Consider the following 16,340-nt stretch of genomic DNA (forward strand, 5'->3'; position numbering starts at 1 on the left):
GGAAGAATTATTATTCAACTGCATGGATATAAAGGATATTATTCCCGATAAGTTTAATGCGTAAGCCCTGCCGCTTGCTTCATGGAAAATAACCGGTAAAGGCTTATTTATACGCTGACTGGTGAACGCCAACCGCACGGCCAGAAGGGTCATCCATGTTTTTGAACGCTTCATCCCATTCGATGGCTTTCGCTGAAGAACAGGCCACTGACGGGCCGCCAGGAACACATTCAGCCGCGCTTGGAACCGGGAACAGTTCTTCGAAAATGGTGCGGTACAGGTAGCCTTCTTTTGACGTCGGCGTGTTGTACGGGAAACGGAAATGCGCTGTTTCGAGCTGTTGATCGGTAATCTGCTGAGACGCGACTTCTTTTAACGTATCGATCCAGCTGTAACCTACGCCGTCAGAGAACTGTTCTTTCTGGCGCCATGCCACGCTGTGTGGCAAATAAGACTCAAAACATTCGCGGAGGATATGTTTTTCCATTTTGCCGTTGCCGCACATTTTGTCTTTCGGGTTGATGCGCATTGCGACGTCGAGGAATTTTTTATCCAGGAACGGTACGCGGGCTTCAACGCCCCAGGCGGACATCGCTTTGTTGGCACGGGCACAGTCATACATGTGCAGGGCCAGCAATTTACGCACGGTTTCTTCGTGGAATTCTTTCGCGTTCGGCGCTTTATGGAAGTACAGGTAACCGCCCAGGACTTCGTCAGCACCTTCGCCGGACAACACCATCTTGATGCCCATCGCTTTGATTTTACGGGACATCAGATACATCGGCGTTGACGCACGAATGGTGGTCACGTCGTAAGTTTCGATGTGATAAATCACGTCACGGATAGCGTCCAGACCTTCCTGCACGGTGAAGTGGATTTCATGGTGCACGGTGCCTAAATGGTTTGCGACTTCCTGAGCAGCGCGCAGATCCGGAGAACCTTCCAGACCGACCGCAAAGGAGTGCAGCTGTGGCCACCACGCTTCGCTCTGATCTTTATCTTCAATGCGGCGACCGGCAAATTTCTTGGTAATTGCTGAAATCACGGAAGAATCCAGACCACCGGACAGCAGCACGCCGTAAGGCACGTCAGACATCAGGTGACTTTTCACCGATTCTTCCAGCGCATCTTTCAGCGCCGCAGCGTCAGTGACGTTGTCTTTGACCTTTTCGAAATCGAACCAGTCACGCTGGTAATATTCACGGATTTCGCCTTCCTGGCTCCACAGGTAACTGCCTGCCGGGAATTCTTTGATGGTGCGGCAAACCGGCACCAGCGCTTTCATTTCAGACGCCACGTACATGTTGCCGTGTTCGTCGTAACCCATATACAGCGGGATGATGCCCAGATGGTCGCGGCCAATCAGGTACGCGTCTTTTTCTGTGTCATAGAGAATGAAGGCGAACATGCCTTGCAGTTCATCGAGGAATTCAGGGCCTTTTTCCTGATACAGCGCAAGAATCACTTCGCAGTCAGACGCGGTCTGGAATTCGTATTTGTCACCCAGTTCTGCGCGCAGAGCCTGATGGTTGTAGATTTCGCCGTTTACAGCCAGAACGTGGGTATGTGCTGCGTTGTACAAAGGCTGTGCGCCGTTGTTCACGTCGACAATCGACAGACGCTCATGCGACAGAATCGCTTTGTCGCTGGCGAACACGCCGGACCAGTCAGGCCCGCGGTGACGCATCAGGCGCGAGAGTTCCAGCGCTTTTTTGCGCAGCTCGACGGAGTCAGTTTTGATATCGAGCACACCGAAAATTGAACACATATTTCTATCTCCCTAACGACGTTTCTCTGGCTGTCATTTTTATGTTTGCGAATGAGGATCAACGTTGCCGTTCTTTCAGTTTTAGTCAGGCTTTGTTGCGTTGCTGACTATGAAAATGCGTCAAAACCCCTGTGTTGTGCAAGTGGTTTAACGCTCTTCTGATAAATAGTTGGTTGAGTGCAGGTAATCTTTAACGAATCAGTGGTTTTATGGCATTTTCATTAGCGGATTATTAATTTAATCGCCGAAAATTGAGGAGGATTCAAAAAAAGAGAAAAGTGAATGAAAATCAAGCAGCAGGACGAAAAAAAACGAGCCGGGATAGCAATCCGGGCTCGTTTTCATATATTTATGAGTGGCTGTTAAATCACGTCGATATCGGCAACGGAAGGGTAAATCCAGGTCGGACGGAACGGCATTCCCTCAATATCATTGAGGGTGGAAACACCGGTCAGCACCAGAATAGTTTCCAGACCCGCCTGGAAACCCGCCAGAATATCTGTTCGCAGATTGTCGCCCACAATGACCGTTTCTTCGGAATGCGCCTGCATTTTATTGAGCGCCGAGCGGATAATCCACGGGCTCGGCTTGCCGACGTAAAACGGCTGGCGTCCGGTAATTTTCTCGATTGGTGCGCATAACGCGCCACAGGCTGGAACAAAACCGTGGCCGTGATTGTCCGGGTTTGTCGCAATAAAGCGCGCGCCATTCGCCACGAAATACGCCGCTTTATGAATCATGTCCCAGTTGTACGAACGCGTTTCGCCGACGATCACAAAATCAGGATTGATGTCTGTGATGGTAAAACCCGCTTTATACAGCTCGTGAATCAGAGCGCCTTCGCCAACGACGTAGGCTTTTTTACCTTCCTGACGTTTCAGGAAATCAGCTGTCGCCATCGCGGACGTGAAGAACGCGCTTTCCGGCACTTCAAGACCGGCAGCGCTGAAGCGGTTTGCCAGATCCTGCGCTGTCTGGGAAGGGTAGTTGGTGAGAATGACCAGAGGCATTCCCTGTTCCTGAATTCGGGCCAGAAAGCGATCGGCGCCGGGTACAGCTGTGTTGTCGTGCAACAGCACGCCATCAATGTCACAGATTACATTCTTAATTGTCATGATTTCCAAACCCACATTTTTCAGCCCCATTCCTGGCAGCCAATTACTATAGCACGCCTTAATTTTCCATCAGACGCTGCAACAGAACGCCATTCAGCATAGCCCGTTTGACCAGCGAAAATGCACCAATCGCGGACTGATGATTAAGCGCGGAAGTCACAACCGGTAGATTACGGCGGAAATCTTTCAAAACCTGAGCATTAATGCAGTTTTGGATGGCCGGCAGCAGGACTTTATCCGCTTCGGTAATTTCACCGGCAATCACCACTTTTTGCGGATTAAACAGGTTGATCGCAATGGAAACGCCTTTGCCAAGCTGACGGCCCACATGCTCAATCACTTCAGTGGCCAGCGCATCATGGCGATTGGCGGCTTTGCAGATAGCGGAAATTGAGCAATCGTTCAGACTGAGTTTACTGGCGTAACCCTGCGTGAGCAGATGGCGTACACGGTTTTCGATAGCCGCGTTGGCCGCAACGGTTTCCAGACAGCCGAAGTTTCCGCAATGACAGCGTTCGCCCAGCGGGTCGATCTGAATGTGGCCGATTTCACCCACGTTGCCGTTGCTGCCGAGGAAAATCTGGCCGTTAACGATAATTCCTGCGCCGGTACCGCGGTGAAGACGAACCAAAATGGAGTCCTGACAGTCGCGGGTTGCCCCGAAATAGTGCTCGGCGAGGGCCAGGCTGCGGATATCGTGGCCGACAAAGCTGGTGACTTTGAATCTGGCTTCCAGCGCATCGACTAATTTCCACGCACCGACGCTGATATGCGGCATATAGCGGACGATGCCTTTATTCGGATCGACCAGGCCTGGAAGGATGACAGAAATGGCAATCAGTTCGCGGATTTTACGCTGATTCAGCTCGATAAATTGCGCGATTGCCTCAAATAAGGCGTTCTCAAGCGTTTCCTGAGTGCGTTCGGGCAGGGAATAATGTTGTTCGGCCAGTGACTTGGCGCTGAGATCGTAGAGCGTGATGGTCGCGTCATGTCGGCCAAGACGAACGGCGATGGTATGAAAAGGACGGGTTTCGGTGATGATCGAAATAGCGCGGCGACCCCCGGTGGAAGCCTGCTGATCCACTTCTTTGATCAGCCCGCGCTCGAGTAACTGTCGGGTAATTTTGGTGACACTGGCGGGCGCTAACTGGCTCATGTCGGCGATTTGAATGCGCGAAATGGGCCCTTGTTGGTCAATCAGGCGGTAAACCGCCGCGCCGTTTAACTGCTTAACCAGATCAACGTTGCCGATTTGTGCCTGCTGTCCGCCAGTTGTCATCAATGCTGTTATCCGCTCAATTAAACTTCGTCACCATTAACGATAGTTTTTGTGATTTTAAAATCATGAGTGAACGCGGTGAGGTTGGCGACTTTGCCTGCTTCAATGCTACCCAGCTGGCCGTTGAGGCCAATCGCGCGGGCCGGATAAAGCGATGCCATACGCAACGTTTCATCCAGTGCAATGCCGACATGTTCAACGCTGTTTTGAACTGCTTCGATCATGGTCAGCGCAGAGCCGCTCAGTGTTCCGTTTTCGTCCACACAGAGTCCGTCACGGTAGTATATTGTTTTACCGGCAAAAATGAACTCATCAATATTGGCACCCGCTGGCGCAGTGGCGTCGGTGACCAGCACCAGTTTCTCGCCTTTGAGCTTTTTCGCGTTGCGAATATTGGCGTAATCGACATGCAAACCGTCGGCAATCACACCGGTATACACTTCCGGTGTATCGAAGATTGCACCAATAAGGCCAGGCTGACGACCTGTAATCGCTGGCATTGCATTATAAAGGTGCGTTGCGAAGGTGATACCGGCCGCAAAACCCGCGCGGGCTTCGGCATACGTCGAATTGGAATGGCCTGCGGAAATCACAATACCGGCAGCGCTCAGCTGACGGATATAGCGGGCTTCAACCTGTTCCGGCGCAAGCGTCAGCTGTGTGATGACATCGGCGTTTTCACACAGAAAATCAATCATGGCGTCGTCGGGCTTACGGATAAAGGCCGGATTGTGGGTGCCTTTTTTCAACGGGCTCAGATACGGGCCTTCAAGATGCAGACCCAGCGCCTGATTCGGATATTTTTCCAGATACGTGCGCATTACGCTGACGCCGTGCTTCATGTAGTCATCGCTACAGGTGATCAGCGTAGGTAAGAAACTGGTACAGCCGGATTTTTCGTTGGCTTTCTGCATGATTTCTAACGTTTCTACGGAAATCGCTTCCAGTGAATCGTTGAACTGCACGCCGCCACAACCGTTAAGTTGCAGGTCGATAAATCCGGGGGCAAGAATGGCACCGTCCAGATCGCGGGTTTCCACATTGTCCGGCAGCTCGCTGACCGCGCAGACACGTTCGATTTTGCCATCGGCAATCACGACCGCATGGTTATCCAGAACGTCGTGGCCGGTATAGATCCGGCCGTTAATCAAAGCGTACATCATGCCCCCTCGTTCGCTTGCCCTTCTCCAGTCACGCTGCTGCTGCGTTGGTTGCCTCACTCACTCCGCTCACTTACTTCAGTAAACTCCCGGAGATTCGCGTCGTTGCCGCCTTGCTGCAACGCGACTGGCTTTGGGCATAAAATTTGTTAAAGGTTTTTCATATTTTCCGCTTCTAACTCGCGGAAATATTTAACAGTTTTGACTTTCAGTTCCATGGTGGACGGCTCGTCACACACCATAACGGCTTTTGCATGCAATTGCAGGCAACTGATGGTCCACATGTGGTTAATGTTTCCCTCGACGGCCGCTTCAAGCGCTTGCGCCTTCGCGTGGCCGGTGACCAGAATCATCACTTCTTCTGCATCAAGCAGTGTGCCTACGCCAACGGTCAGGGCGTATTTTGGCACCTGAGAGACGTCATTGTCGAAGAAACGGGAGTTCGCGATGCGGGTTTCGTGTGTCAGGGTTTTGATACGGGTACGTGAAGCCAGTGAAGATGCCGGTTCGTTAAAGGCAATGTGACCGTCGTTGCCCACGCCACCCATGAACAGGTGAATTTTACCGTAAGACTTAATTTTTGCTTCGTACTGACGGCATTCTTCGTTGACGTCTGGCGCATTACCATTCAGCAGATTGATATTTTCGCGTGGAATATCAACGTGATCAAAGAAGTTTTTGTACATGAACGTATGATAGCTCTCAGGGTGTTCCTGCGGTAAGCCAACATATTCGTCCATATTGAAAGTAACCACATTCTTAAAGCTAACCTGGCCTGCTTTATGCATGGCGATTAAATGTTTGTAAGCTTCGAGTGGTGTGCCACCGGTAGGTAAGCCCAAAATGAACGGGCGGTCGGCAGTGGGTTTGAAGGCGTTAATACGCTCAACGATATGACGTGCTGCCCATTTGCCAACTTCAGTGGTGGTGTTTAAAGGAATAAGTCTCATCACGTACCTCTTAGTTTCAGAATATTGAATATACTGTGTATATCCTTTGTCCTTGACGTTGCAGGGGTGTTGGCTGCTTTCGAATCTCTGCCTGGCTTAACGGAGTAAGCGCAACGGATTTTTCGATTGCCGCCTGCCTGTAACCCAGTGACTCCGGATAAGGAAGTCAAAGCTGTTTTGGTTCAGGGCGGTCATGTTAAGCGTAAACCACCGTGACGGTTTGTGGCTGGCACAATGCCGTCTAGATTTTTTTAATGATAAAATAAGTTTTGTGTGTTGACCAGCCTGATGGCATGTTATGACCTCTTTTTGGTGATAATTATCACAAAAATAGAGGTTTTAATTTGCGATACGAAATAATCTTTTTACACTCGCAAAGCAGTTGGTTAAATCGGAACGGTAAGTGAGTAAAGGTAGTAACCATACTAATTAAACTACTTAGGTGATTCGCCTGGCGGCGGATAGGGGGAAATGTGAATATTCTTGGATTCTTTCAGCGTTTAGGCAGAGCACTTCAGCTGCCGATAGCCGTGCTACCTGTCGCTGCGTTACTGCTGCGTTTCGGTCAGCCTGATCTTCTTAATATGCCGTTCATCGCGCAAGCCGGTGGCGGGATCTTCGATAACCTGGCCCTGATTTTTGCTATTGGTGTGGCATCAAGCTGGTCTAAAGACAACGCGGGTGCTGCGGCACTGGCGGGTGGTATTGGTTATTTCATTCTGACCAAGGCGATGATTACCATCAACCCGGCCGTCAATATGGGCGTTCTGGCAGGTATCATCACCGGTCTGGTCGGCGGTATGGTTTACAACCGCTGGTCTGATATCAAACTTCCTGATTTCCTGAGCTTCTTCGGTGGGAAACGTTTCGTTCCTATCGCAACAGGCTTCTTCTGTCTGATTCTGGCCGCGATCTTCGGTTACGTCTGGCCTCCGGTGCAGGATGCAATCCGCGCCGGTGGTGAGTGGATCGTAGGCGCAGGCGCATTCGGTGCGGGTATCTTCGGTTTCGTAAACCGTCTGCTGATCCCAACCGGTCTGCATCAGGTTCTGAACACCATCGCATGGTTCCAGATTGGTGACTTCACTAACGCAGCAGGCACAGTATTCCACGGCGACATCAACCGCTTCTACGCGGGTGACGGCACCGCAGGGATGTTCATGTCCGGCTTCTTCCCAATTATGATGTTTGGTCTGCCAGGCGCAGCATGCGCAATGTACTTCGCCGCACCGAAAGAACGTCGTCCACTGGTGGGCGGTATGCTGGTCTCCGTTGCGGTGACTGCATTCCTGACCGGTGTGACCGAGCCGTTAGAATTCCTGTTCATGTTCCTTGCTCCGCTGCTGTATTTAGTCCACGCCATCCTGACCGGGATCAGCCTGTACGTTGCAACTGCGCTGGGTATTCATGCTGGCTTCTCCTTCTCTGCGGGGGCGATTGACTACGCGTTGATGTACAACCTGCCGGCGGCAAGTAAAAACGTCTGGATGTTGCTGGTGATGGGCGTTGTGTTCTTCGTCATCTACTTCGTACTGTTCAGCGTAATTATCCGCATGTTCAACCTGAAAACGCCGGGCCGTGAAGACGACGCCGACCATATCGGTGAACCGGAAGCGAACAGCAATACTGAAGAAGGTCTGAACCAGCTGGCCGTGAGCTACATCAGCGCACTGGGCGGTTCTGATAACTTCAAAGGTATTGATGCCTGTATTACCCGCCTGCGTCTGAACGTGAAAGATGCTGGTACTGTTGATGATGCAGCCTGCAAACGTCTGGGGGCGTCCGGTATTGTTCGTCTGAACAAACAAAGCATTCAGGTTATCGTCGGTGCAAAAGCGGAATCTCTGGCTGATGCAATGAAGAAAGTGATGGCGCGTGGTCCGGTTGCGGCAGGCAGCGCAGCAGCCCCCGTGGTTGTGAAAGCGTCTCCGCAGGCTGTACCAAACAGCGTTAAAGCGGTCGTTGAAACGCTGGTGGCTCCGGTTACCGGTGACATCGTGGCGCTGGATCAGGTGCCAGACGAAGCCTTCGCCAGCAAAGCGGTAGGCGATGGTGTCGCGATTCGTCCGACGGATAAAACAGTCGTCGCTCCGGCTGCGGGTACCGTGGTGAAAATCTTCAACACCAACCATGCGTTCTGCCTGGAAACCACTTCCGGCGCTGAAATCGTGGTGCACATGGGCATCGACACCGTTGCACTCAACGGCCAGGGCTTTACCCGCCTGGTTGAAGAAGGCGCAACGGTCACTGCCGGTCAGCCTGTACTGGAACTGGATCTGGCTTACCTGAACGCTAACGCGCGCTCAATGATTAGCCCGGTTGTGGTCAGCAACATCGATGATTACACCGGTGTGATTTCACTGGCCAGCGGTTCAGTCGTAGCCGGTCAGACCAAACTGTTTGAGATTCAGGGTAAATAATTTCCTGACGCTGATTCAGTTGAGTTAAGTCTTAGCGGGAAGAGAGCAATCTCTTCCCGCTTTTTATTGTTTACGGACACGCGGTATGCAGATAACCACGATTTTATGCAAGTAACGGTTGTTTCCCGACGTGGCTTGTTGGAACATAACAGGTTATCTGTAGAGTCAATGTTGCGTAGAGGAATTGCACAATGAGTGAGGCTGAAGCCCGCCCAACAAATTTTATCCGTCAGATTATTGATGAAGATCTGGCGACCGGGAAACACAATACTGTTCATACCCGTTTCCCGCCCGAGCCTAATGGTTATCTGCATATCGGCCATGCGAAGTCTATCTGCCTGAACTTCGGTATTGCGCAAGACTATCAGGGGCAGTGCAACCTGCGTTTTGACGATACCAACCCGGCAAAAGAAGACATCGAATTCGTTGAGTCGATCAAACACGACGTCCAGTGGTTAGGTTTCGACTGGAGCGGTGATATTCACTATTCTTCCGACTACTTCGATCAACTGCACGGCTACGCGCTGGAGCTGATCAACAAAGGTCTGGCTTACGTTGACGAATTGTCTCCGGATGAAATCCGCGAATACCGTGGCTCACTGACGTCTCCGGGCAAAAACAGCCCGTACCGCGATCGCAGCGTAGAAGAAAACATCGCGCTGTTCGAAAAAATGCGCAACGGTGAATTCGCTGAAGGCGCGGCGTGTCTGCGTGCAAAAATCGATATGGCTTCGCCATTCTTCGTGATGCGCGATCCGGTTATCTACCGTATTAAGTTTGCGGAACACCATCAGACTGGCAAAAAATGGTGCATCTACCCGATGTATGATTTCACCCACTGCATTTCCGATGCGCTGGAAGGGATCACCCATTCGTTGTGTACGCTGGAATTCCAGGACAACCGTCGTCTGTATGACTGGGTTCTCGATAACATCACCATCCCTTGCCACCCGCGTCAGTACGAGTTCTCCCGTCTGAATCTCGAATATTCCATCATGTCCAAGCGTAAGCTGAACCTGCTGGTGACGGATAAGATCGTCGAAGGCTGGGATGACCCGCGTATGCCGACCGTTTCCGGTCTGCGTCGCCGTGGTTACACTGCTGCGTCTATCCGTGAATTCTGTCGTCGTATCGGCGTGACCAAGCAAGATAACAATGTCGAAATGATGGCGCTGGAATCTTGTATCCGTGACGATCTGAACGAAAATGCGCCGCGCGCCATGGCTGTGATCAATCCGGTTAAAGTGATCATTGAGAACTTTACCGGTGAAGATGTGCAAATGGTGAAAATGCCTAATCATCCGAGCAAACCGGAGATGGGGACGCGCGAAGTGCCGTTCACCCGTGAGATTTATATCGATCAGGCTGATTTCCGCGAAGAAGCGAACAAGCAATACAAACGTCTGGTGCTGGGCAAAGAAGTTCGTCTGCGCAATGCGTATGTCATCAAAGCGGAACGCATTGAAAAAGATGCCGAAGGCAATGTGACGACGATCTTCTGTTCTTACGATATCGAAACGCTGAGCAAAGATCCGGCCGATGGCCGCAAGGTGAAAGGCGTGATCCACTGGGTTTCTGCGTCTGAAGGCAAACCGGCGGAATTCCGTCTGTATGACCGTCTGTTCAGCGTCGCGAATCCTGGCCAGGCAGAAGATTTCCTGACCACGATCAACCCGGAATCCCTGGTGATCGCGCACGGTTTCGTTGAGCCTTCTCTGGTGGCTGCACAGGCTGAAATCAGCCTGCAGTTTGAACGTGAAGGTTACTTCTGTGCTGACAGCCACTATTCCAGCGCTGAAAATCTGGTCTTCAACCGTACCGTTGGCCTGCGTGATACCTGGGAATCAAAACCCGTCGCGTAAGTCACCGATGAACGATTGTTAAACGCAGCTCCGGCTGCGTTTTTTTACGTCAGAAATTCACGGAATTTTCTTTTTCAGCGCGAATTAATGCATTTTTCATGTTTGCTTTTTAGGACTTTCCTTTCCGAATATCAGAGTGCTGAAACGTTTAAGTCAATACGATTTTTACTTAATTATCTGTTTTAGTTATCGATTGTCAGAGTCCACTGATTTAAACCTTCGCATTCCTCGTTTGTTACACTTTTTCATCTTTATGTGCACTTTGTCATACTTCAGCCATCAGGGTTTAATTACCCATTGATAATTCGCGTCGCGAAAAATACTCTTAATCCTGCTTTATACGGTTACGCCTCTGGCGACCGCTTTTAATACCCGTTTGGGTTTTGCACGTTTTTTTTAGTCAAAATGAGGAATTTCTATGCACAAGCACCTTAACAGGGGCAGGGGATCGGCTTACCTGAAACCTGTGATGTACACGCTGGCTGGCACTTTGTTGGGCGGCGGAATGATGTTCCCTGAAGAGGCCAGAGCGGCTGGCTTTATTGATGATTCGACGCTGACCGGCGGTGTGTATTACTGGCAGCGCGAACGCGACCGCAAAGATTTGAACAAAACCAAAGAAGAAACCCGCCCTGACGGCACAAAAGTCACGGTGAATAACCCCGATTACGATAAATACGCCACCAACCTTTCGCACGCGACCGCCAACCTGAACCTTGATTTCTCTTCCGGCTATGCCTGGGACATGTTCGGTATCGACGTCGCCGCATTTACCGCGATCGAATTAGCCGAAGCCAGCGACAGCGGCCACCCGAACGAAATCGCGTTCTCCTCCAAAAACCATGCGTATGACGAAGACTATTCCGGCGATAAAGGCGGCGTCAGCCTCTACAAAGCGGCCGGTAAATTCAAATACGGCGGATTCTGGGGCCATGCTGGTTACATTCAGCCCACCGGACAAACGCTGATCGCCCCGCACTGGAGCTTTATGCCGGGTACCTATCGCGGTGCTGAAGCCGGGTATAAACATGATTTTGGCGATCCGGGCGAACTGAGTTTCTCCTACATGTGGGCGGATGAATACAAATCGCCGTGGCATCTGGAGATGGATGATTTCCGCCAGAACGACAAGAAAACCGGTGTTTCCTATATCCACTCGCTGGGTGCGAAATACGACTTCAAAAATGATCTCGTACTGGAAGCGGCATTCGGTCAGGCAGAAAGTTACGTCGACCAGTACTTCGCCAAAGCGTCGTACAAAATTGATCTGATGGGCAATCCGCTCACCACCAGCTACCAGTTCTACGGTGCGGAAGATCGTATCAGCAACCAGAACGATCCGAACAGCCTGTATGACGGTCTGGCCTGGTTGCAGGCACTGACTTTCGGTTACACCACCGGCCAGTTCAACTGGCGTCTGGAAGGGACGATGGTCAAAGCTGAGGGGAATCAGGGTTATTTTTTACAACGCATGACCCCGACGTATTCTTCTTCTAACGGACGTCTTGATGTGTGGTGGGACAACCGTTCTGACTTCAACGCTAACGGCGAAAAAGCGGTGTACGCAGGTGTACTTTACGATCTGGCGAAATGGGATCTGCCGGGCTTCGCAGTGGGCGGTTCTTATGTTTACGCGTGGGATGCCAAACCGAGTACCAATCCCATCTATGATCAGAGCCAGCGCCTGAAAGAAAGTGCCTGGAGCCTTGATGCGCTGTACACCATTCAGGAAGGGCGCGCGAAAGGTACGCTGTTCAAACTGCATTACACCCAGTACGACAACCACTCGGATATCCCGAGCTGGGGCGGCGGGTACGGCAACATTTTCCAGGATGAAAAAGACGTGAAATTCATCGTTATCGCTCCATTCACTATTTTCTGAGGCCGCTATGTCGATGAAAAAATTACTGATGATTGTGGTTTCCTCCGTTGTGCTGGCAGGTTGTGCGCCAACCGCGGATCAGGCTCAGATTTCTCAAACGCGTGAGGCATACAGCGCGTGTATTAATTCGGCAGAAGGCAATCCGGACAAACTGGCCTCCTGTCAGGTATTGCTGAACAAGCTCAAACAGGAAAAAGCCCACCAGAAATTTGCGGAACAGGAAACGGTTCGCGTGGTGGATTATCAGCGCTGTCTGACGGCGCGTAAGACCGGTGACGGACAGGCGTATGCGGCGGATTGCGGCAAGATCTGGCAGGAAATCAAAGCCAATAACGCACCTAATCCGGTTAACTAAAAGCAGGGATCTGAAACAAGCATCATCATAGAACGCAAAACCCCGGCTTGCCGGGGTTTTGCGTTTTAACTCTCATCCTGGAACACAGACATAAAAAAACCGCCTTTCAGCGGTTAATTTATTCGGACTGACCGTGCAGATTACTGCGCAGGTTTGTCATTGTGCAAAGATTCATCTTCGCGGCAATCGCCCGCTTCACAGTGTCCGTACAGATACAGACTGTGGTTGGTCAGTTTAATACCGTGTTTCTTCGCAATCTCACGCTGACGGCCTTCAATGTATTCGTCGCGGAATTCAATAACGCGGCCGCAATCAAGGCAGATCAGGTGATCATGATGATGTTGCTGAGTCAGTTCGAAAACAGACTTGCCGCCTTCGAAGTTATGACGGGTGACGATACCGGCATCATCAAACTGGTTAAGAACACGGTAAACCGTGGCCAGACCAATTTCTTCGCCCATATCAATCAGTTGCTTATAAAGATCTTCCGCACTAACGTGATGACCTTCCGGCGCTTGCAGCACTTCCAGGATTTTGAGGCGCGGAAGCGTGACTTTTAAGCCGGCTTTCTTCAGTGCGGTGTTGTTGTCAGTCATGCGGATTCAGTCCTGTTACTATGTGCTAATCAAGTTGAGGCATGCAGCCTGTGGCATCGGCGGCACAAAAATTTGTCGTTTAAGGATTCTTCGTTTAAGGGAAGTGTGCCGATTCTCAAAAACGTAGCCTGTTAATAAAGATCACAAAATGCCTGTCACATTCAATAATGCAACGACTTGATCGATAGAAAAAACAGATGAACTCAGTGTACCTTGATACCACCGAAAGTTACAATTTTGTAGCGGTTAAATTGTTAATTTCAGTAATAGTTTGGCCCTTCAATTGTAGAATAAATCCTCAGGGCCAACAGGGTTTTTAGCCAATAATTTCTGAAAGGCTCAGTTCTTCTGTGATCTGTTTGACCCATGCATCAACACGTTCGTTGGTCAGTTCCGGCTGACGATCTTCGTCAATTGCCAGCCCGATGAAGTGCTTATCATCAGCCAGACCTTTTGAAGCTTCGAAGTGATAGCCTTCAGTTGGCCAGTGACCTACGATCACCGCGCCGCGAGGCTCGATGATGTCACGCACGGTACCGAGCGCATCACAGAAGTATTCGGCATAGTCTTCCTGGTCGCCGCAGCCAAACAGCGCAACCAGCTTACCTTCGAAATCTATCTCTTCCAGCGTCGGGAAAAAGTCGTCCCAGTCACACTGCGCTTCACCGTAATACCAGGTTGGAATACCGATCAGCAAAATATCGAATTTTTCCAGATCCTCTTTGCTGCTCTTCGCAATGTCATGCACCTCTGCAACATCTTTACCCAATTGCTTCTGGATCATTTTCGCGATGTTTTCGGTGTTACCTGTATCGGATCCAAAGAAGATACCTACTACGGCCATAAGATTACCTAACCTCTTGTTCTTAATGAAGTGCTCTGCATTGCAGGCAATAATAACGCAGATGATAGCAAACTCGCGCGGCGGAGAATATGTTTCAGCTCGCCTTCTTAACTGGTGAATAAGTTTATCGGGCAATCTTTTTAAGTGTTATCGCCTTCGTGTGCTTTTAATAACCTCAAACTTATTGAGGGCAAAAGCAAAATTAAGAAATAATTCCCGCCACTCCTTAAGTTTGCCCGTTGAACGCCGATAGATGATGCGAGAGGAATCTCAACATAATAAAGAAATCGATGCCCGGAGAGGTGTTCAAAACATGTCCGGGGGCAAACGCCTGCTGGCTACCTGTCTTGATTCTCCGCATCCCCGTCAATCCTCAGACCAGAAACAGTCCTGTTTCGAGAGAGGCATATCGTGCAGTTTTTAAAAAATATTACCATCAGGGCCGCATTATTAACGATTCTGGGCATTTTTTGCGTCATGTGGGCGAGTGTGTCTATTTACACCGTCACCTCCCTGAATACGCTGACTCAGAACACCCAAAACAGTACCGAACTGGTCAACAATATGGCACTGATCAATAAAGGAAATGATCAGTACTTTCGTACCGTGACACGCTTAAGTCGTGCCGTGGGGCAGCTCCAGGCGGATCCGTCAAAAGGGCAGGAAATTTTTGATACGGCAAAACAGTCACTCGATGGTCTGTCACAGGCGCTGGCGAGTTTCAAAACGGCTCCGCATCCGGGATTAGATGAAGCGTCAGTTCAGGAACTGGTCTCCAGTTGGGAAAGTCTGGTCGCGCAAGGCGTTACGCCGTTATATTCAGCGGCCATCGGCAAAAATTTCGATGCCTATAATCAGCTGGCGAACGATACCGTTCCAGCGCTGAGCCGCAATTTTGGTGCCTCAATGACGAAAGTCAGCGGGCAGATTGCGGTCGATTTCGAGGCGGCGCAGACCAAATCAAACCATCTGACTTATTACAGCAAAGTTATTCTGCTGACGGCTTTTTCTCTCGGCCTGCTTATTTTGCTGCTGACCGACCGTTATCTGGTGATGGCACTGGTGAAACCGCTGGATAAAATCCGCGATCACTTCGCCGTAATTGCCAGCGGCGACCTGACGCATTATCTGGAAGAGTTCGGCAAAAACTGCGCGGGTAAACTGATCCCGTTGCTCAACGTTATGCAGTCCAGTCTGGAAAATACCGTTCAGACCATCCGCAACTGTACCAACCACATCTATCAGGGCGCGTCCGAAATCTCTGCCGGGAATAATGATTTGTCTTCCCGAACCGAAGAACAGGCGTCTGCACTGGAAGAAACGGCAGCCAGTATGGAAGAACTGACGGCAACGGTAAAACACAACGCAGACAATGCCCATCACGCGAGCCAGCTGGTGATGGAAGCGTCTTCTACCGCGCAAAAAGGCGGTAACATTGTGGCTGACGTCGTCAGCACCATGAAAGATATCTCCGGCAGCTCGAAGAAAATTGCAGAGATCACCTCGGTTATTAACAGCATTGCCTTCCAGACCAACATTCTGGCGCTGAATGCCGCGGTAGAAGCCGCGCGGGCAGGCGAACAAGGGCGTGGATTTGCGGTGGTTGCCAGTGAAGTCCGAAATCTGGCCCAGCGCAGTGCGCAGGCGGCGAAAGAAATCGAATCACTGATCAGTGAATCCGTATCCCGCGTCGACAGCGGTTCAAAACTGGTGGAAAACGCCGGTCAGACAATGAACGAAGTGGTGCGTTCAATCACCCATGTCACGGATATTATGGCGGAAATCGCTTCGGCGTCTGATGAGCAAAGCAAAGGCATCAGCCAGGTTGCGGTAGCAGTCACACAAATGGACAGCGTAACGCAGCAAAACGCCGCACTGGTGGAACAGGCTTCACACGCGGCGGTTTCGCTGGAAGAGCAGGCTGCATTGCTAAACAACGCCGTCGCGACGTTCAAACTCAAAGACAGCATCACTAATGTCGGAAAACGACCCGCCAGCGTGGTTTCTCAGCCGTTGTTACGGCCTGCAACCGGTGTAATGACATCGAAAAGCAGTGCAAACTGGGAAACGTTCTGAGATGAGAGTTAAGGCGTAAAAGGAAAGAAA

12 protein-coding genes are annotated in these 16,340 nt (G+C 50.7%); 5 read left to right on the forward strand and 7 right to left on the reverse strand.

Annotated elements, in window-relative coordinates; all coding sequences use genetic code 11:
- Positions 1-103: 103 nt before the first annotated feature.
- The 5 genes from asnB to nagB form a co-directional block, all read right to left on the reverse strand.
- The gene (gene asnB / locus J8X26_RS19455; protein ID WP_208951663.1) at positions 104-1,768 is read right to left on the reverse strand and encodes an asparagine synthase B; all 1,665 of its coding nucleotides are present in this window, start codon (positions 1,766-1,768) and stop codon (positions 104-106) included.
- A 362-nt stretch (positions 1,769-2,130) separates the two neighbouring features.
- Positions 2,131-2,883, reverse strand: a complete 753-nt coding sequence (locus J8X26_RS19460) for an HAD-IIA family hydrolase (RefSeq protein ID WP_152326452.1) — start codon at positions 2,881-2,883, stop codon at positions 2,131-2,133.
- 58 nt (positions 2,884-2,941) lie between these two features.
- Positions 2,942-4,165, reverse strand: coding sequence for an N-acetylglucosamine repressor (locus J8X26_RS19465; RefSeq protein WP_208951664.1), 1,224 nt, complete (start codon positions 4,163-4,165; stop codon positions 2,942-2,944).
- A 20-nt stretch (positions 4,166-4,185) separates the two neighbouring features.
- Entirely contained in the window at positions 4,186-5,325 is a 1,140-nt protein-coding gene (gene nagA, locus J8X26_RS19470; protein WP_152326503.1) for an N-acetylglucosamine-6-phosphate deacetylase, read from the reverse strand.
- Positions 5,326-5,474: 149 nt separating this feature from the next.
- Positions 5,475-6,275 (reverse strand): glucosamine-6-phosphate deaminase, encoded by an 801-nt coding sequence (gene nagB, locus J8X26_RS19475; protein ID WP_152326454.1) that lies wholly within the window; start codon positions 6,273-6,275, stop codon positions 5,475-5,477.
- 473 nt (positions 6,276-6,748) lie between these two features.
- Between nagB and nagE the strand changes: the two genes are divergently transcribed.
- The 4 genes from nagE (at position 6,749) to chiQ (ending at position 12,794) form a co-directional block, all read left to right on the forward strand.
- Positions 6,749-8,695: a PTS N-acetyl glucosamine transporter subunit IIABC gene (gene nagE / locus J8X26_RS19480; RefSeq protein WP_152326455.1), complete on the forward strand. Its 1,947-nt coding sequence runs from the start codon at positions 6,749-6,751 to the stop codon at positions 8,693-8,695.
- A gap of 191 nt (positions 8,696-8,886) precedes the next feature.
- Positions 8,887-10,557: a glutamine--tRNA ligase gene (gene glnS, locus J8X26_RS19485; protein WP_152326456.1), complete on the forward strand. Its 1,671-nt coding sequence runs from the start codon at positions 8,887-8,889 to the stop codon at positions 10,555-10,557.
- A 469-nt stretch (positions 10,558-11,026) separates the two neighbouring features.
- Complete coding sequence (locus J8X26_RS19490) at positions 11,027-12,439, forward strand: OprD family outer membrane porin (protein ID WP_165059726.1); 1,413 nt, start codon at positions 11,027-11,029, stop codon at positions 12,437-12,439.
- 13 nt (positions 12,440-12,452) lie between these two features.
- On the forward strand, positions 12,453-12,794 hold the full coding sequence (chiQ, locus tag J8X26_RS19495; RefSeq protein ID WP_208951672.1) for a ChiQ/YbfN family lipoprotein: 342 nt from the start codon (positions 12,453-12,455) through the stop codon (positions 12,792-12,794).
- A 140-nt stretch (positions 12,795-12,934) separates the two neighbouring features.
- On the opposite strand, the gene fur is transcribed toward chiQ, so the two are convergent.
- Together fur and fldA are read right to left on the reverse strand one after the other, a co-directional pair.
- Positions 12,935-13,390 carry a ferric iron uptake transcriptional regulator gene (fur, locus tag J8X26_RS19500; RefSeq protein WP_152326459.1) on the reverse strand — a complete coding sequence of 152 codons (456 nt, stop codon included), beginning with the start codon at positions 13,388-13,390 and terminating at the stop codon, positions 12,935-12,937.
- A gap of 316 nt (positions 13,391-13,706) precedes the next feature.
- Positions 13,707-14,234: a flavodoxin FldA gene (gene fldA, locus J8X26_RS19505; protein ID WP_095921178.1), complete on the reverse strand. Its 528-nt coding sequence runs from the start codon at positions 14,232-14,234 to the stop codon at positions 13,707-13,709.
- A gap of 411 nt (positions 14,235-14,645) precedes the next feature.
- Here fldA and J8X26_RS19510 point away from each other — a divergent pair, with 411 nt between their 5' ends.
- Complete coding sequence (locus tag J8X26_RS19510; RefSeq protein ID WP_208951665.1) at positions 14,646-16,310, forward strand: methyl-accepting chemotaxis protein; 1,665 nt, start codon at positions 14,646-14,648, stop codon at positions 16,308-16,310.
- Positions 16,311-16,340: the final 30 nt, after the last annotated feature.

Source organism: Rahnella sp. ChDrAdgB13 (assembly GCF_017655185.1).
GTDB lineage: Bacteria > Pseudomonadota > Gammaproteobacteria > Enterobacterales > Enterobacteriaceae > Rahnella > Rahnella contaminans.